The sequence below is a fragment of the Bradyrhizobium sp. AUGA SZCCT0182 genome, from assembly GCF_018130185.1.
Taxonomy (GTDB): Bacteria; Pseudomonadota; Alphaproteobacteria; order Rhizobiales; family Xanthobacteraceae; genus Bradyrhizobium.
Window position 1 is genome coordinate 85,141 of the sequence record NZ_JAFCLY010000002.1, and the last position, 16,248, is coordinate 101,388.

Annotated in this window: 17 protein-coding genes; 13 read left to right on the forward strand and 4 right to left on the reverse strand. The window is 63.5% G+C overall.

Going from position 1 to position 16,248, the window contains the following annotated elements; translation table 11 throughout:
- Positions 1-24 precede the first annotated feature (24 nt).
- Both JQ611_RS02695 and JQ611_RS42655 read left to right on the forward strand, forming a co-directional pair.
- Complete coding sequence (locus JQ611_RS02695) at positions 25-345, forward strand: hypothetical protein (protein WP_212464437.1); 321 nt, start codon at positions 25-27, stop codon at positions 343-345.
- Positions 338-1,633 carry an isoprenylcysteine carboxylmethyltransferase family protein gene (locus tag JQ611_RS42655; RefSeq protein WP_212464438.1) on the forward strand — a complete coding sequence of 432 codons (1,296 nt, stop codon included), beginning with the start codon at positions 338-340 and terminating at the stop codon, positions 1,631-1,633. The genes JQ611_RS02695 and JQ611_RS42655 overlap by 8 nt, the downstream gene beginning before the upstream one ends.
- A gap of 15 nt (positions 1,634-1,648) precedes the next feature.
- Here JQ611_RS42655 and JQ611_RS02705 read toward each other — a convergent pair whose 3' ends face one another.
- On the reverse strand, positions 1,649-3,913 hold the full coding sequence (locus JQ611_RS02705; RefSeq protein WP_212464439.1) for a fused MFS/spermidine synthase: 2,265 nt from the start codon (positions 3,911-3,913) through the stop codon (positions 1,649-1,651).
- 228 nt (positions 3,914-4,141) lie between these two features.
- Complete coding sequence (locus JQ611_RS02710; protein ID WP_212388616.1) at positions 4,142-4,591, reverse strand: cupin domain-containing protein; 450 nt, start codon at positions 4,589-4,591, stop codon at positions 4,142-4,144.
- A gap of 156 nt (positions 4,592-4,747) precedes the next feature.
- Here JQ611_RS02710 and JQ611_RS02715 point away from each other — a divergent pair, with 156 nt between their 5' ends.
- A complete protein-coding gene (locus JQ611_RS02715) occupies positions 4,748-5,476 on the forward strand; it encodes an adenylate/guanylate cyclase domain-containing protein (RefSeq protein WP_212464638.1) in 729 nt (242 codons plus the stop codon).
- 28 nt (positions 5,477-5,504) lie between these two features.
- Here JQ611_RS02715 and JQ611_RS02720 read toward each other — a convergent pair whose 3' ends face one another.
- A complete protein-coding gene (locus tag JQ611_RS02720; protein ID WP_212264817.1) occupies positions 5,505-5,873 on the reverse strand; it encodes a GFA family protein in 369 nt (122 codons plus the stop codon).
- 197 nt (positions 5,874-6,070) lie between these two features.
- Between JQ611_RS02720 and JQ611_RS02725 the strand changes: the two genes are divergently transcribed.
- The 3 genes from JQ611_RS02725 (at position 6,071) to JQ611_RS02735 (ending at position 8,319) form a co-directional block, all read left to right on the forward strand.
- A complete protein-coding gene (locus tag JQ611_RS02725) occupies positions 6,071-6,796 on the forward strand; it encodes a sulfite exporter TauE/SafE family protein (RefSeq protein WP_212264818.1) in 726 nt (241 codons plus the stop codon).
- A gap of 133 nt (positions 6,797-6,929) precedes the next feature.
- The gene (locus JQ611_RS02730; RefSeq protein ID WP_192740676.1) at positions 6,930-7,814 is read left to right on the forward strand and encodes a prohibitin family protein; all 885 of its coding nucleotides are present in this window, start codon (positions 6,930-6,932) and stop codon (positions 7,812-7,814) included.
- 73 nt (positions 7,815-7,887) lie between these two features.
- The gene (locus tag JQ611_RS02735) at positions 7,888-8,319 is read left to right on the forward strand and encodes a hypothetical protein (protein WP_212464440.1); all 432 of its coding nucleotides are present in this window, start codon (positions 7,888-7,890) and stop codon (positions 8,317-8,319) included.
- 80 nt (positions 8,320-8,399) lie between these two features.
- Here JQ611_RS02735 and JQ611_RS41550 read toward each other — a convergent pair whose 3' ends face one another.
- Positions 8,400-8,552, reverse strand: coding sequence for a hypothetical protein (locus JQ611_RS41550; protein ID WP_249132924.1), 153 nt, complete (start codon positions 8,550-8,552; stop codon positions 8,400-8,402).
- On the opposite strand from JQ611_RS41550, the gene JQ611_RS02740 reads away from it, so the two are divergent.
- The 7 genes from JQ611_RS02740 (at position 8,523) to purF (ending at position 16,227) form a co-directional block, all read left to right on the forward strand.
- Positions 8,523-9,122: an HAD family phosphatase gene (locus JQ611_RS02740; RefSeq protein WP_249132902.1), complete on the forward strand. Its 600-nt coding sequence runs from the start codon at positions 8,523-8,525 to the stop codon at positions 9,120-9,122. The genes JQ611_RS41550 and JQ611_RS02740 overlap by 30 nt on opposite strands.
- A 123-nt stretch (positions 9,123-9,245) precedes the next feature.
- A complete protein-coding gene (locus JQ611_RS02745; RefSeq protein WP_212464442.1) occupies positions 9,246-10,649 on the forward strand; it encodes an adenylate/guanylate cyclase domain-containing protein in 1,404 nt (467 codons plus the stop codon).
- Positions 10,650-10,716: 67 nt separating this feature from the next.
- A complete protein-coding gene (locus tag JQ611_RS02750) occupies positions 10,717-11,181 on the forward strand; it encodes a hypothetical protein (protein ID WP_212464443.1) in 465 nt (154 codons plus the stop codon).
- Positions 11,182-11,187: 6 nt separating this feature from the next.
- A complete protein-coding gene (locus tag JQ611_RS02755; RefSeq protein WP_212464444.1) occupies positions 11,188-12,333 on the forward strand; it encodes a threonine synthase in 1,146 nt (381 codons plus the stop codon).
- Positions 12,334-12,415: 82 nt separating this feature from the next.
- Positions 12,416-13,891 (forward strand): DNA repair protein RadA, encoded by a 1,476-nt coding sequence (gene radA, locus JQ611_RS02760; protein WP_212464445.1) that lies wholly within the window; start codon positions 12,416-12,418, stop codon positions 13,889-13,891.
- A 167-nt stretch (positions 13,892-14,058) separates the two neighbouring features.
- Positions 14,059-14,688: a CvpA family protein gene (locus JQ611_RS02765; protein ID WP_192740670.1), complete on the forward strand. Its 630-nt coding sequence runs from the start codon at positions 14,059-14,061 to the stop codon at positions 14,686-14,688.
- A 30-nt stretch (positions 14,689-14,718) separates the two neighbouring features.
- Entirely contained in the window at positions 14,719-16,227 is a 1,509-nt protein-coding gene (purF, locus tag JQ611_RS02770; protein ID WP_212388817.1) for an amidophosphoribosyltransferase, read from the forward strand.
- Positions 16,228-16,248: the final 21 nt, after the last annotated feature.

Genomic DNA, 16,248 nt, shown 5'->3' on the forward strand with positions numbered 1-16,248 from the left:
TGGATCGACGCAGCTGCGGCCGCAGTGGCGCGACCGCAGGCGCAGGGCCTCTCATTCGTGGTCGTGGCATGTGCCGGCACTTCACTGCTGATCTATCAGCATGTCTGGCCGCTTGAGCGGATGGCGCTGACGATCCTCTTTCCGGCGCTGCTCGGCATTACATTGGCCTTCGCGCCTGACCCTCCCGCCCTGATCTCGCGGCTGGCCAAGCGATTGACGGTGGCCGGCTGCGCCATCGGCACCTTGTCGGGCCCGTGGCTCGCGCCGATGATCCTCGCTGTACCGGCCTTGCTGGCCTCATCGGTCGCGATCGGCTGGCTCTACGGGGAACGCCGCCGTGACTGACAGCTCCGAATTCGTCGCGCTGGCGAGAACCACCCTCCTCATCGGGCCGACCCTCGCGGCCATGCTGATGCTGGTGTTGGTCCGATGCTCGCCGCGGCAGGCGACCGCGGCGATGCTGGGCGGCCTCTGGCAATTGCCGGCGCTCCTGTTGCTCAATTGGTTCGCCCAGCAAGCGGGCTGGTGGCGGTTTCAACCTGATGCCGCATCCGTCCTCGGTCTGCCGGTCGATCTCTGGATCGGGTGGGCGATCTGGTGGGGACCGATCGCGGTGCTCGCCTCACGCAAATTGCCGATGCCACTCGTGATCGCCGGTCTGGTCGCCGCCGACATCATATCCATGCCGCTTCTCAAGCCTCTGGTGGTGCTCGGTGACAACTGGCTGATTGGCGAAATCGTCGCGGTCATCTTCGCGCTGCTTCCGGCGCTGATGCTTGCCCGCTTGACGGAAGCCGACCGCTTTCCCGTGTTGCGGACCTGTTTCCATGCGCTCGGTTGGGGCGGCTACATGCTGCTCGTGCTCCCGGCGTGTGTGCTGGCATGGGAGGGACGCGACTACATCGACGCGCTTGCGCAAGCCACGCCGTGGCGATGGATCGTGGCGCTCCTGATCGGACTGCCCTCGCTGCTGATCGGCTGGGCCGCCGCGCACGAATTCGCATTGGTCGGCCGGGGAACGCCGATCCCCTACGATCCGCCGAAACGCGTTGTGACCAGTGGCCCCTACGCATCGATTGCCAATCCGATGCAGCTGACATCGGCATTGGTGATGGCGGCGCTCGCGATCCTGGTGGCTTCGCGCGCGGCCTGGTCGCTGCCGATCATGTTTCTAGTGTTCGACGGCATTTTCGCCGCCTGGTACAACCGCGCCCACATCGCACTCGCCATGCCGGAAGACTGGGAGCGTTATCGTGCCGAGGTCCGCGACTGGCGCTTTCGGCGCCGTCCCTATATCGCGCGCACCGCGACGCTGCATTTTCCTGACTCCGGTCGCGACGCCAAGGCGTGGGCCTGGCTGATGCGGCGCGCGGCCGACGGGCTGACCATCGAGGTAGCACCCGCGCGTCCAAGCCTCGAGCGCCAGCGCATCGTTTATGTCAGCAGCGATCCCGATCTCGATGCCGTCGGCATCGCCGCGTTCGGGCGCGCGCTCGAGCATCTCGGCGGCATCCCGGCCTTCATCGGCTGGATGTTTCGCCTGCCGGGCGCCAATCATTTCGTCGAACTCGTCACCTTCCTCGTGCCATTGCGACGCCTGAACACGCGGCTCGCGCTCTGGTCCAGGTCGTGACGGCTGCGTGCGGCGTTACCCGCCGAATTTCTTGTGCAGCATGACGCCAAGAATATTGGAGTAATCGTCGGTCCACAGCGCGCTCGACCGGTCCGGCTGCAACGGCGTCCAGCTTGCGGCAACGCTGCCGGTGGCGGCCGCATCGCGCGCCAGGACAACGAGGCGTGCATTGGCTTTCATCGTGGTCAGCAGATCGCCGGCGCTGGTATCTTCGCGCAGGTAGGCGACAAGCCCAAGGGATTGCGCGACGTTACCCACAACAGGCGCGAGATCGAAGTACCGGTTGGAGATATGCACCACGATCACACCATGCGGCGTGAGCTTTGAAAGATAACCCGCAACCGCTTCGCGCGTCAGCAGATGCACCGGAATCGCATCCGACGAGAACGCATCGAGCACGATCAGATCATAGCGGTCGGTTGATGCCTCCAGCGTCAGGCGCGCGTCGCCGGCGACAATAGGCGCATCGGGGGCGCATTTCGACAGGAACTCGAAGCGACGCGGATCGCGCGCGATCCGGATCACTTCGGGGTCGATCTCGAAGAAGGTCCAGCGCTCCCTACCCTTGCGATGACAGGCCAGCGTGCCGGTACCGAGGCCCACGACGGCCACATGGTCAAGGCTGCCCCGCGCGGCACGGGCGGCGCCAATGGCTTCCGCGTACGGACCACCCGGATAGTAATAGGTCTGCGGCAAGAGCGGTCCGGTGACCGGCGTGCCATCATCGTTGCGCAACCGCTGCGCGCCATGAATGGTGGTGCCGTGGTAGAGCAAACGGGCACTGCCGCCGTTGATCTCTGCGACCTTATGGACGCCGAAGAAACTGCGCGCGGTTTCGATCGGCGCAATGCCGGGCCGCCACAGGGCGGTCACCGCAAAACTCAGGATCACGAGCCCGACGAAGCGCATCGGCCGTTGCCGCTGAAACAGCGTCGCCGCTGCCAGCAGCGCCAGCAGCACCTGGAAAGCCAGTTCCAATGTCGCCGGCGGCTGATAGCGCGTGACGTACCAGACCAGCGCCAGCGCTGCGCTGATCGCAAGCCATGGCAACGCGCCGGTCAGCGCCTTGCGGACGCCTCCGGTAAAAATGCCAGGCGCGCACAACAGCGCGAGCGCGATCAGGATCGGATATTCGTAATTGCCATTGAAGATCTGCGGCGCGACCAGCCCCGCAAAGGCGCCACCGATCACCCCGCCAAGTGACGTGCAGAGATAGAACTCCGTCAACCGCCGCGGGCTCGGCCGCCGCGCGTAAAGTTCGCCGTGGCACATCAGCGTCAGCAGCGCGAAGACGACGAGGTTGAGGGCGATGGTCGTCAGCCAGAACACCTTCTCACCGCCGATCAGGCTGACCGCGAGCGGCGCCACCGCGAACGGAACGAAGCGCACCACATTGGCGTGGGCGATCCATGGCCGCTCGCGGAACACGGCGACGAAAGTCAGCAGATAAATCGCAAGCGGCACCACCCACAGGAATGGTGCGGCGGCGATATCGGTCGTCAGATAGGCAGTGACCGCGATGACGAGCCCCGATGGCACGGCGGCGAGAGCGATCCACCGCATCCGTTCGCCGGTACTCGCGCGCATATCGTCAGAAACCTCGACCTTTGCGGCGACAGGCTTCGCGCGCGACGTCAACACCGCGACCAGGCTCAGGAGCATGGCGAGCAGCGCAAAGCCTATCGACCACGCCGCAGCCTGCGTCTTCAACGTGAGAAACGGTTCGATGACGACGGGATAGGCGAACAGTGCCGCGAACGAACCAAGGTTGGACGCGGCGTAAAGAACGTAAGGATTGCCGGCCCGGCTGTGCCCGCTGCCTGCGAACCAGCTTTGCAGCAGCGGCGCGCTGGCCGACAGCGTGAAGAATGGCAGGCCGATCGAGACCGCGAACAGGCCGAACAGCCAGAGCGCCGTCCCATCCGATGGCGGAACACCCCATCCAGGTGCGATCGCGATCGGCAGCATCGTCGCGGTTGCGCCGAGCAGCGCAAGGTGGAACACTGCGGCCCAACGCGGCGGAAGCACACGGTTCAGCAGATGCGCGTAGGCATAGCCGCTGAGCAGCACGGTCTGGAAAAACACCATCGCCACCGACCACACCGCGGGAGCGCCGCCGAGCTTCGGCAACACCATCTTGGCGAACATCGGCTGGATCGAGAACAATAGCAGCGCCGAGACGAACAGCGTCGCGACATACAGCAGCGGCGTCAGCCGGACCACCATGGCCTGCCGATCGCAGTCGGGCGAAATCCGATCGGAAGCATTAAAAAGCGACATAGTCCCCCTGGCACACCGGCAATTTAGGGTTGCACGGTAGCCAATCAGTCCTGAGCAAAGTCTTAATCCGGCTGCCGGGAACCGCTAACCTGCGCCATGGTAAAGGCCGCCTTGCCAGGTTCCAGCCTTCGCTCGCGAAGCGCGTGAAGGCTGCCGCGCCGAAGCCGCAGGCGAAGGCGGGCTGCTCGGCCCGCGAGCTACGGCTCGGCAAGCCAAATGCCCCGCGGATCAGCCCTTCTTAGTATGGCCCCAGATCTGGTCCCAGTCCTCGCCCGCGGCGTCGACGACGCGGCCGTCGGCCTCGAAGAACTTGTTCGGGACCTGGAAGATCGCGAGCATCAGCCCGCCCTCGGGGCACCAGGCGACGTGACGGCTGCCCTGCTCGCGCCAGATGTATTCGCCGGCCTTGCATTCGATGCCCTTTGCCGGCCCCTCCTTATCGACCAGGCTGCCTTCGAGCACGTAGGTCTGCTCGATGTTGACATGCTCATGGTCGGGCAGCACCGCGCCGGGTTGAAACCGCATCAGCGCGGTCATCAGGCCGGTCTTGCGATCGAACAGCAGCGTCTTGGCTTCGCAACCGGGGAAACGGGTCTTCTGCCACTCCATGTCGGCCGGGCGAACGAGATGCGAATGCGTGTCTGCGGTCTCTGGGCCTTTCGGCGTCACGGCGTCCATGGCAATCCTCCGTTTTTTTGGATTTGAGGCGATCCTAGCAGCTTTGCCCGCGACCGCCAGCCGGGGGAACCCGCATGCTGCCTTGCTGGCGCCCGCCCGCAATTGTAGGCTCGACAAGCCTGCCCCTCCCGCGACGCATGGTGAACAATGGCGGCGCTGCAACATTCGCGTTTCTGCAAGGGCTGCTGGGAGCAGATGCACATGCCCGTTCCGCTCCGCGGGGTCATCTCGGTGCCGTTCCGGGCGTTTGGCGTTCGCCCCAGCCGAATGAACCCCAACACCTGCACCATCTGCGAGCTGATGTTCACGAAGGTGATGCGAGCCCGCAAGATCACCATCGACGCGACCGTGATGTTTGCCGATCTGCGCGGCTATACCAGCCTGTCCCAATCGAAGTCGGCGGAGGCCGTCTCGGGCCTGCTCGACGCGTTCTATGATGAGTGTGCGGGCGCGATCTGGGCGCATGAGGGGCTCCTCAACAAGACGATTGGCGATGCCGTCATGGCCGTCTTCAATTTTCCGTTGCGGCGCGATGACCATGTCCGCAATGCCCTGCTCGCGGCACGCGATATCCAGAGGAACTGGCGCGAGCGGCGCGACAGCCTTGCAGTGGCCCTCGGCCTGAACGCCAGCGACCTCGGGATCGGCATCGGCATTCACGCAGGCGAACTCAGTTTTGGCGAGTTCGGCCGGTCACACCGCGACCTCACCGCCATCGGCAACGTCGTCAACACCGCCTCCCGCGCGCAGTCGGTCGCCGAAGCCGACCAGATTCTCGTGACGCAGGAGGTCTATCAGCGCGCCCGACCGGATCTGCAGGAGAGTCATTCGAAGACCTTTCAGCTCAAGGGATTCGATGCCCCGATCGAGCTTTACGCGGCATAGCCCTGCCTCGCTTTCCAGCGGTCCTTGCTCACCAGAGGTTCTTGCCGTCGATGACCGTCACCGGCACGGTGTCGAGATCGACATCGTCGAACAGCCGCGCATTGACGCCGACCTTGGGATTTTCGAAATCCGGTTTACCCGTCGACCAATCGGGCGATTCCCCATAGGTCCCGCAGCCGCAATTGGCGCAGAAATGATGCTTGATGGTGCGGCTGCCCCACAAATAAGTGGCGACATTTTCCGGCGGCGAGGTCAGACGAAATTGCGCGGGCGTGTAATAGGCCCATAGCGCGCCGCGCTTCGAACATAGCGAACAGGTGCAGCGGGTCACGTCGGCCGGCATCTCGTTCACCTCGAATTGCGTCTGGCCACAATGGCAGCTTCCCTTGATTGGCACGATCTGTTCCCTTCCGATTGATCCGACACGGCGAGGTTCATAAACGGTGCCTGCTGCCAGCATGCTGTCAGCAGCAAGCAACGTCGTGCCAAAGGTGATCGGGTTGCATTGCCGCTGCGTCGCGAAAGTTGCTAGCTTTCCGGTCCCGCCGGATCGAGTCGGGAGCAAGTCTTCGGAGTAAGTCTTGGGAGCAAGTCTTGGGTTTCCTCTTCGTCCTCACGGTCGGGCTTCTCGCCGGTACCATCAGCGGCATCGTCGGCACCGGCTCGTCGATCATGCTGATGCCGGTGCTGATCTATCAATACGGGCCGAAGGAAGCCGTGCCGATCATGGCGGTGGCGGCCGTGATGGCGAACCTGTCGCGTATCCTGGCCTGGTGGCGTGAGGTCGACTGGCGTGCCTGCCTCGCCTACTCGATCACCGGAATTCCGGCTGCGGCGCTCGGCGCCCGGACGCTGCTGGCCTTGCCGTCGCACGCCGTCGATATAGCGATCGGGCTGTTTCTGATCGCGATGGTGCCGGTGCGGCACTGGCTTGACCGACACCAGCTTAAAGCGCGGCTCTGGCATCTGGCGGTCGGCGGCGCTGTTATCGGCTATCTCACCGGCATCGTGGTGTCGACCGGCCCGCTCAGCGTGCCGCTGTTTCTGTTTTACGGGCTGAACAAGGGCGCGTTCCTCGCCACCGAAGCCGCAAGCTCGCTGGGGCTCTATCTCAGCAAATCGGTTACCTTCGAACGCTTCGGCGCGCTGACATCAGATGTGGCGCTGAAAGGCCTGGTTGCAGGCTCCTCGCTGATGTTCGGCGCCTTCATTGCCAAGCGCTTCGTGCTGCACCTGCAGCCCAACATGTTCCGCCTGCTGATGGACGGCATCATGCTGGCGGCGGGACTTTCCCTGCTTTGGTCGGCCTTCACTGTTTGAAAAATCCGCTCGTTCCGATCTGAACCAACTCGGCGGTCCAGGAGACGAAGTGACGTGAATCACATCCAATTCCGGATGAGGCCTTAGACGTTGCGTGGCATGAACACTCGTTTTCAGCCACAGGAGATTAGAAATGTACAGGGGCATTATCGGCGCCGTCGCTGCCGTCATCGTCGTCGGCCTGATTGCAGCCGGAAGCTGGTACACCGTCGATCAGACCGAGCGCGGCGTTCTGCTGCGCTATGGCGCTGTTATCGGCACCGCACAGCCGGGCCTCGGCTTCAAGATCCCGCTGATCGACAGCGTCGAGAAGGTCAGCGTCAAGACCACGACCTTCTCCTGGGACAAGATGAATTCCTATTCCTACGACCAGCAGCCCGCCGATCTCAAGATCAGCGTCACGTTGCGGGCATCGCCGGAAAAAGTAACCGATCTCTACGCCAAATTCGGCCGGCTGCAGGCGGCGGTCAATCAGGTGGTCAGCCCTGCCGTCAACCAGCAGGTCAAGATCGTATTCGGCCGCTATACCGCGGTGAAAGCCATTCAGGAGCGCGGCGCCCTCAACAACGCGATCCGGGACGCCATTACCGCTTCGCTCAAGGATGATCCGATGATCATCGTCGAGAGCGTGCAGCTCGAGAACATCGAGTTCAGCTCGACCTATCTGCATTCGATCGAGCAGCGCATGCTGGCCGAAGTCGAGGTGCAGAAGCTGCAGCAGAACGCCGAGCGCGAGAAGGTTCAGGCTCAGATCACCGTCACGCAAGCCAACGCCAAGGCCAACGCCGTCCGCGCCGAAGCCCAGGCCTCCGCCGACGCGCTGCGGCTGAACGGCGAAGCCCGCGCCACCAACATCAAGCTGACCGGCGAAGCCGAAGCCGCCGCGATCGAAGCCCGCGCCAAGGCGCTCGGCACCAACCCGAACCTCGTCACCCTGGTGCAGGCCGAGCGCTGGAACGGTGTGCTGCCGACCACCATGGTGCCCGGCTCCGCGGTGCCGTTCGTCTCGGTCAAGTAATCTTCGAAAACATCCGGAAGCGGTGATGCCTGGGATCGCGATCTCAGGCATCATCGTCTCAGGAACAGGTCCCATGCGGAATGTCATCACCATGGCGGGCATCGCGCTCGCTTTCGCCCTCGTCACCCCGGCGTCGCAAGCTGCGACGCCGGCGTCGCAAGCCGCGGAGAGTTTTGACGGGCTCTGGGCCAGGACGGCGAAGGACTGCCGCAACAAGGAAGGCCCCGACAGCAAGACGCTCATCGACATGAGCAAACCGATCGGCGGCAAGCCGGCGCCGATGGTCGACCAATATGAAAATCACTGCCGGATCGACCGCAAGACCGTGGTCGGAGACGGCATCAATCTCTCGGTCACCTGCTTTGAATTCTGGGATTATTTCAACAAGGGCGTCGAGCCACGCAAAGCCACCATCAAGCTCGCGCCCGGCCCGAACGGCACCATCAAAATTGACGGCAAGCCGTATCTGCGTTGCAAGGCCGGGAGCGGTGCCGCCAAGCGCTAGGCGCAGCCCACTGCCCGAGCCTCCGGTGATACACTCGGCAACAGAAAGTGTTCGACTGCTTCCGGTCACCTCAGTCCATTTCATGCGGGACCGCATGCTAACCTGCGAATCTCGATCCCTTCCTGGAATTGATAATCGTGGGCGCATTGATTTTCGACTTTGACGGCGTCATCGCTGACAGCGAGGCGATCGCCAATACCGTTCTGGCGGAAACGGTCACCGGCCTCGGTCATTCAACAACGCTCGACCAGGCGCTTGCGCGCTATTCCGGCCGGCGATGGGATGAAGCCGTGGCCGAGATCGAAGCGGCCATCGGAAAACCGCTACCTGCGGATTTCTCCAACCAGCTCAAGCTTGCCACCTTCGAGCGGTTCCGGACGGATTTGAAGGAAGTGAGCGGCGCTTCGGATTTCATCCGGCGTTTTTCCCACATGCCCCGGTGCATCGCCTCCTCCAGTTCGATGGATCGGCTGCAGCTGTGCCTTTCGGTATTGGCGCTGGAAGCGGAATTCGGCAGTCAGGTTTTCAGTGCCGATATGGTCGCGCGAGGAAAGCCGCATCCGGACATCTTTCTGTTCGCTGCCGACAAATTGGGCGTGGGTCCGGAGCAATGTCTTGTGATCGAGGACAGCGCCAGCGGGATCAGGGCGGCGGTTGCTGCTGGCATGACCGTCGTTGGGCTGTGCGCGGCCAGTCATATTCGCGAAGGCCATGATCTCAGGCTGCGCGATGCCGGCGCCGTCCACCTGGCGCATTCGTGGTCGGACGTCGAGCACGTCGCCCTCGAGTTTTTCAAAAGTTAGGATGCCTGCGGAGCATCGCGAACCGTTGAAAAACGCGGCCGGATGACATCATGCTGACGCCAACAATGCCCGGTATCATGGCATAGTGCATGATCCGATCAATTCGGCCTTGAGGGCGATGTCTTGAGCGCAATAGCTGATGTAGCTGATATCACCACCGCCGGGAGCCAGCCCGCCAAACAGAGCGACGCCCGGCAAGACACCCTGAGATTCGCGGAGGCCGCGCTTACCGACAGCAAGCGCGAGGGTTTGTTGCTCGCTGTTCGCGCCCGCTGGGTTGCGCTGGCGGTGACGGCCGCCACCCTGCCGATCATCAATCCGGAGTGGGAGGTCCTCTATTACGTCGTGATGCTCGGCCTGTTTGCGCTGATCGGCTGGGCCCAGCTCAAGGTCGGCAAGGCCGAGCGGTCCGTGCCGGAGCTTGTTCTGATATTCTGCGATCTGCTGCTGATGACCTTCCTGACCGTTGTGCCCAATCCCTGGAGCACGGTCGATTGGCCGGTTGCCATGCAGTACAGGTTCGACAGCTTCATCTACTTCTTTGTTTTCCTGGCCACCGCGACGCTGGCCTATTCATGGCGCACCGTTGTGGCGATGGGGTTCTGGACTTCGGCGCTGTGGGCGATCGGCGTCGGCTGGGTTTACCTGCAGCCGCAAACCCACGCCGCGCTGTCGGAACGGGTGCGGGCCGCCGTCGGCTCCGACGTCAGGCTGTTCGATATCATCGATCCCTCGTCGATCGGTTTTGGCGCCCGGTTCCAGCAGATCACGGTCTTCCTGATCGTCGCCATGACGCTGGCGCTGGCGGCGCGCCGCTCGAACGCCCTCTTGATCAGCCACGCCGGCATCGAGCGCGAACGCACCAATCTTGCGCGCTATTTCTCTCCCAATGTCGTCGAACAGCTGTCGAAAAACGACGATCCGCTCAAGCAGGTGCGGACGCAGAACGTCGCGGTGCTGTTCGCCGACATCGTTGATTTCACCGCCTATGCAGACGGCCGCAGCCCGATGGACGTGATCGGGACACTGCGGCAGTTCCACGAGCGGATGGAACGGGAAGTGTTCCGGCACGCCGGCACGCTGGACAAATATCTCGGCGACGGCTTGATGGCGACGTTCGGCACGCCCTTCACCAGCGATTCCGACGCCGGCAACGCACTGCGCTGCGCGCAGGCCATGATCGGATCGATCGCTGAACTCAACCGCGAACGAAAAACCCGCAACGAACCTCCGATCCAGCTCAGCGTCGGATTGCACTACGGTCAGGTCGTGCTCGGCGATATCGGCCTGAACCGGCTCGAATTCGCCGTGATCGGCACGGCGGTGAACGCCGCAAGCCGCCTTGAAGCGCTGACGCGTGAATACGGCTGCGCCCTGGTTGCCAGCGACGAGCTGGTGCAGCGGGCGCGGGCAGAAACCGGCAGCTCGAGCGACGACTTTTTGCATCTTGTCAAAAAGCCCGCGCGGACCATTCGCGGCCTCGAGCAACCAGTGGGGATATGGACGCGGGATTACGAGGCGACCTGATTCATGCCAAGCCAATTCATGCTATGACGCCGCGCTCATTGGACCCAACCGTCGGGCAAGGCATTTCATGAAGTCATTCGAGCTTGTTCTATTCGCCGACTACTTCCAATTCTACATCCAGGATGAGGCAGCAAAAGGCGACCTTTCCCAGGCATGGAATGAAGAGGCAACTGACCGATTGCTGGCGCTGGCCCCGGGGACGGTTGGCATCGGCACGGTGCGAAACATGGATGTCCCGGTCACAGTGGATTTTCTCGAGCACGCGCCGGAGGATGAGTTCTCTGAATGGGATCACGTGGTTGAAGCGGGCTTGGACGTGACGTCTGGGCGGATCGTAATCGCCGGTTGCACCGACTACTTCCCGGATGCAAAACGCGTCGAGGTTCCGCCGGGCGTCTATCGGGTCCGAGTTTCCTACGGGGCACTTGATACACTTTCGGAAGACGGGCTAAGCGGAGATGATCGCTACAGGCTACAGCTCTGGCCTGCCGCCTCGACCGCCGTTCACATTCTGAAGCAGCGATTGAAATAGGTCCAAATGCCCCGATCCAAACCAAATCCAAACGACTCCTTCTACGTCGAACCGCGCAGCGGCGAGCGCTTTTCCCTGGATGTGCCGCGCTGGTGCGCCGACGGGCAAAAGCCGCTGCTGATCAACCCGCAGCCCGGCATCGGCCGCGAAGACATCGATCGCGGCACGCGGTCGCTGTGGCGGTACCGGGCTTCGCTGCCGGTCGAAATTGCAAGACCGATTTCGCTCGGTGAAGGCTGCACCCCACTGGTGCAGAAGGAATGGGACGATTTTCGGCCGTTCTTCAAGCTGGAATGGTTCAATCCGACCTGCAGCTTCAAGGACCGCGGCACCACGGTCATGCTGTCCTATGTGCGGCAGCTCGGCATCGATGCGGTGCTCGAAGACTCCTCCGGTAATGGCGGCGCGTCGGTTGCGGCCTATGGCGCGGCCGGCGGCATGCGGGTGAAGATCCTCGCACCCGCCTATACGTCGCCCGCCAAGGTCGCGCAGGTTCGCGCCTATGGCGCCGAGGTGCAGCTAGTCGAAGGTCCGCGCGAGGAGTCCCAACGCGAGGCGATCCGGCAGTCCAGCGAGATCTTCTACTCGAGCCACAACTGGCAGCCGTTCTTCCTGCAGGGGACCAAGTCGGTCGCCTATGAGCTTTGGGAAGATTTCAACTTCACGGCGCCCGACAACATCATCATGCCGGTCGGCGCGGGCAGCAACCTGCTCGGCTGCCACATCGGGTTCTCCGAATTGCTCGCGGCCGGTCAGATAAGGAAACTTCCAAAACTGTTTGCCGCGCAGCCCCTCAACTGCTCGCCGCTGGACGCCAGCTTCCAGGCCGGCGTCGACACGCCGGTCGACCGCGCCGTCCGCACGACGATCGCGGAAGGCACCGCGATCGCGCATCCGCTGCGGCTCAAGGAAATGATCCACGCCTTGAAGGACAGCGGCGGGCAATCGATCGCGGTTTCCGAAGACGAGATCATCACAGCCCTGAGGCGGCTCGCGCGGCTCGGCCTGTTCGTCGAGCCCACCTCAGCCAGTGTCGCGGCGGCATTTGCCAGCCTCACGGCGCGAGGCGTTATTGCGGAGCGGGAAAGCACGGTGGTGTTGATTTCAGGCACCGGCATCAAAACGGCGTCTACGATTGCCGAACTGTTTTGATTCCGGCTTGGGCCCTCCAGCCTTTGACTTGGCGCTGGAACCGCTATAGAACAAAATAAGAACATTCGCTCACCGGGACTTCATGGCCAAATCCACCCTCTCCTTTGTCTGCCAGAACTGCGGCGCGGCGTTTAATCGCTGGCAGGGCAAGTGCGAGTCCTGCGGCGAGTGGAACACGCTGACCGAGGAGGACACATCAGGCGCCACCTCGATGCCGGTCTCGATCCGCTCCAAACGCAGGGGAAGAACTTTCGCGCTGGAATCGCTGACCGGCAAAAGCCAGGACGCGCCCCGCCTCTCCTCCGGCATGGTCGAACTCGATCGCGTCACCGGCGGCGGCTTTGTCCGCGGCTCGGTGCTGCTGGTCGGCGGCGATCCCGGCATCGGCAAATCGACGCTGCTGACGCAGGCCACCAGCATGATGGCGCGTGCGGGGCATCGCGCGGTCTACATTTCAGGCGAAGAAGCCGTCGCCCAGGTGCGGCTGCGCGCCGAGCGGCTCGGCCTTGCCGACGCGCCGGTGCAGCTCGCCGCCGAGACCTCCGTCGAAGACATCGTCTCGACGCTGTCCGAGGGCGCGGTGCCGCGCCTGATCGTGATCGATTCGATCCAGACCATGTGGACCGATACGGTGGAATCAGCCCCCGGCACGGTCACCCAGGTCCGCGCTTCGGCGCAGGCGCTGATTCGGTTTGCCAAGAAGTCCGGCGCCACGATCATCCTGGTCGGTCACGTGACCAAGGACGGCCAGATCGCCGGCCCCCGCGTGGTCGAGCACATGGTCGATGCGGTGCTGTCGTTCGAGGGCGAAGGCTCGCAGCAATTCCGCATCCTGCGCGCGGCGAAGAACCGCTTCGGCCCGACGGATGAAATCGGCGTGTTCGAGATGACCGGCCTCGGCCTGCGGGAGGTCTCGAACCCCTCCGAATTGTTCCTGTCGGAACGCGACCTCGGCAGTCCCGGCACCGCTGTGTTTGCCGGCATCGAGGGCACCCGCCCGGTGCTGGTGGAATTGCAGGCGCTGGTGGCGCCGACCACCCTCGGCACTCCCCGGCGCGCCGTGGTCGGCTGGGACCCGAGCCGGCTCTCGATGGTGCTGGCGGTGCTGGAGGCCCATTGCGGGGTCAAACTGTCCGGCTACGACGTCTATCTGAACGTGGCCGGCGGCCTGCGGATCCAGGAGCCTGCGGCCGACGTCGCGGCCGCCGCCGCGCTGGTGTCGTCGCTGGTCAACGCGCCGCTGCCGACGGATGCGGTCTATTTCGGCGAGATTTCGCTGTCCGGCGCGGTCCGGCCGGTGGCGCAAACCTCGGCGCGGCTGAAGGAGGCGGCAAAACTCGGCTTTGGCCGCGCAATACTGCCCGAATCGGCGCGTGGCGAGGCCGGCGGCGACGCGGGCCTTGTGCTGAACAGCGTCGGCGGATTGACCAGCCTGGTCGCCGAAATTGCCGCGCGCGGCACGCCCAGAGCCAATCGAGAGGGTAACCGCGAGGCCAATCGCGAGGGCCCAGCGGAGAAAAATGCCACACCGGCGCGATTCCGTCGCGAGAACGGCTAAAGCGGCGTGACGTTACGCCCCCTCGCCGCTATACAACGCGCGCGAAAGGCGCGTGGGATGGCGTGATATCCGGCCTTGCGGGACACGCCATATGACCATCACCTAGAACGGCACCGACACGCCGATTCGCAAGACTTTGAGCATTTACGAGCGGACCTGACCAGCCGATGCCGATAACGATACTCGATCTCGTCCTGCTTGGTGTGATGCTGATTTCGGGGCTGCTCGCCATGGTGCGCGGCTTCATGCGCGAGATTCTGTCGATCGCGGCCTGGGGCGCGGCGGCTCTGGTCACGCTGTATGCTTTCTCCAAGCTGCTGCCGACCGCCAAAACTTATTTCAATAACGACACGGTGGCGGCCGTGGTGGTGGTAGCCGGCACCTTCATCGCGACCCTGGTCGTGGTGTCCATCATTACGGTGCGGATTTCGGACATGATCCTGGATTCCCGGATCGGCGCGCTGGATCGCACGCTGGGCTTCCTGTTCGGTCTGGCCCGCGGCCTCCTGATCGTGGTTGTCGCCTTCCTATTCTTCAGCTGGCTGGTTCCGGACAAGCAGCGACCCGACTGGATCACCGGGGCGAAGTCCCGGATGGTGCTGCAGGGAACCGGCGATTGGTTAATGGCGCTCTTGCCTGACGACCCTGAGAACACCATCTTAAAGAGATTCAAGAAGAATAAACCCGACGACGATTCAACTGACGCCGAGCCGGCAGCCCCGGCGTCCGGCGATGGCTACAGCAAACCTGCCCGCGACGGCCTTAAAAAGCTGATCGAGAAACCTGCGAGCAAGTAACTCTTGGCCAAAAGAGAGGCGATGGACGCGATGCAAAACCCTTCCGATCCCGCCGAGCAACTTGACCGAAATTCCGGTCCGATCGATTTGCAGGACGATCTCGAAGGCGACACGCTACGCGAGGAATGCGGCGTGTTCGGCATCTTCGGCCACCCCGAGGCCGCCGCCATCACTGCACTCGGACTACACGCCCTTCAACACCGAGGCCAGGAAGCCGCCGGCATCGTCTCCTTCGACGGCAGCCGCTTCCACAGCGAACGCCGGCTCGGCCTCGTCGGCGACACCTTCTCCCGCCGCGAAGTGATTGAGCGCCTGCCCGGCAACGCCGCCGTCGGCCATGTCCGCTATGCCACCACCGGCGCCACCATCCTGCGCAATGTGCAGCCGCTGTTCGCCGAGCTCAATGCCGGCGGTTTCGCCGTCGGCCATAACGGCAATCTCACCAACGGTCTGACGCTGCGCCGCGAACTCGTGCTCCACGGCGCCATGATGCAGTCGACCACCGACACCGAAGTGATCCTGCATCTGGTCGCGCAGTCGAAGCGCACCCGCTTCGTCGACCGGTTTATCGAGGCGCTGCGCACGATCGAGGGCGCCTATTCGCTGACGGCCTTGACCAACAAGAAACTGATCGGCGCCCGCGATCCGCTTGGCATCCGTCCCCTGGTGCTCGGCGACCTCGACGGTCACCCGATCCTGACCTCGGAGACCTGCGCGCTCGACATGATCGGCGCCAAATATGTCCGCGACATCGAGCCCGGCGAAATCGTCGTGTTCGACGACAAGGGCGCGCACAGCCACAAGCCTTTTCCGCCAAAACCGCCGCGGCCCTGCATCTTCGAGTACATCTATTTCTCGCGGCCGGATTCCATCGTCGGCGGCCGTTCGGTCTATGAGGTTCGAAAAGCCTTCGGCGCGCAGCTCGCGCGCGAGAGCCGTGTCGAGGTGGACGTCGTGGTGCCGGTGCCGGATTCCGGCGTGCCGGCTGCGATCGGTTACGCCCAGCATTCCGGCGTGCCGTTCGAACTCGGCATTATCAGAAACCACTATGTCGGCCGCACCTTCATTCAGCCGACCCAGAGCGTGCGCGAACTCGGCGTGCGCATGAAGCATTCGGCCAACCGCGCCGCGATCGAAGGCAAGCGCATCATCCTGATCGACGACTCGCTGGTGCGCGGCACCACCTCGAAGAAGATCGTGCGCATGATGCGCGACGCCGGCGCGCGCGAAGTGCATTTCCGCCTCGCCTCGCCGCCGATCCTCTACCCCGATTATTACGGCATCGACCTGCCGGACCGCGGCGGACTCCTTGCCGCTACGCATTCCCTCGAGGAGATGCGCGAGATCATCGGCGCCGATTCACTGGCGTTCCTGTCGATCGACGGCATGTACCGCGCGATGGGCGAACCCGGCCGCGATCCCGCCAATCCGAAATTCTCGGACCATTGCTTCACGGGCGCCTACCCGACCCACCTCACCGACCAGAGCGAAACCGAGCCGTCGCCCCGTCAATTGTCGTTGCTGGCGGAGGCGAGTTGACTGTGTCGTCCCGGCCTAGGG

Coding starts and splice junctions, on each gene's coding strand:
- JQ611_RS02705 (WP_212464439.1), bottom strand. CDS start 3,913: ATGTCGCTTTTTAATGCTTCCGATCGGATTTCGCCCGACTGCGATCGG.
- JQ611_RS02710 (WP_212388616.1), bottom strand. CDS start 4,591: ATGGACGCCGTGACGCCGAAAGGCCCAGAGACCGCAGACACGCATTCG.
- JQ611_RS02730 (WP_192740676.1), top strand. CDS start 6,930: ATGTACAGGGGCATTATCGGCGCCGTCGCTGCCGTCATCGTCGTCGGC.
- JQ611_RS02735 (WP_212464440.1), top strand. CDS start 7,888: ATGCGGAATGTCATCACCATGGCGGGCATCGCGCTCGCTTTCGCCCTC.
- JQ611_RS41550 (WP_249132924.1), bottom strand. CDS start 8,552: ATGACCGAGGCCGGTGACCGTTTCCGCCAGAACGGTATTGGCGATCGC.
- JQ611_RS02750 (WP_212464443.1), top strand. CDS start 10,717: ATGAAGTCATTCGAGCTTGTTCTATTCGCCGACTACTTCCAATTCTAC.
- JQ611_RS02755 (WP_212464444.1), top strand. CDS start 11,188: ATGCCCCGATCCAAACCAAATCCAAACGACTCCTTCTACGTCGAACCG.
- radA (WP_212464445.1), top strand. CDS start 12,416: ATGGCCAAATCCACCCTCTCCTTTGTCTGCCAGAACTGCGGCGCGGCG.
- JQ611_RS02765 (WP_192740670.1), top strand. CDS start 14,059: ATGCCGATAACGATACTCGATCTCGTCCTGCTTGGTGTGATGCTGATT.
- purF (WP_212388817.1), top strand. CDS start 14,719: ATGCAAAACCCTTCCGATCCCGCCGAGCAACTTGACCGAAATTCCGGT.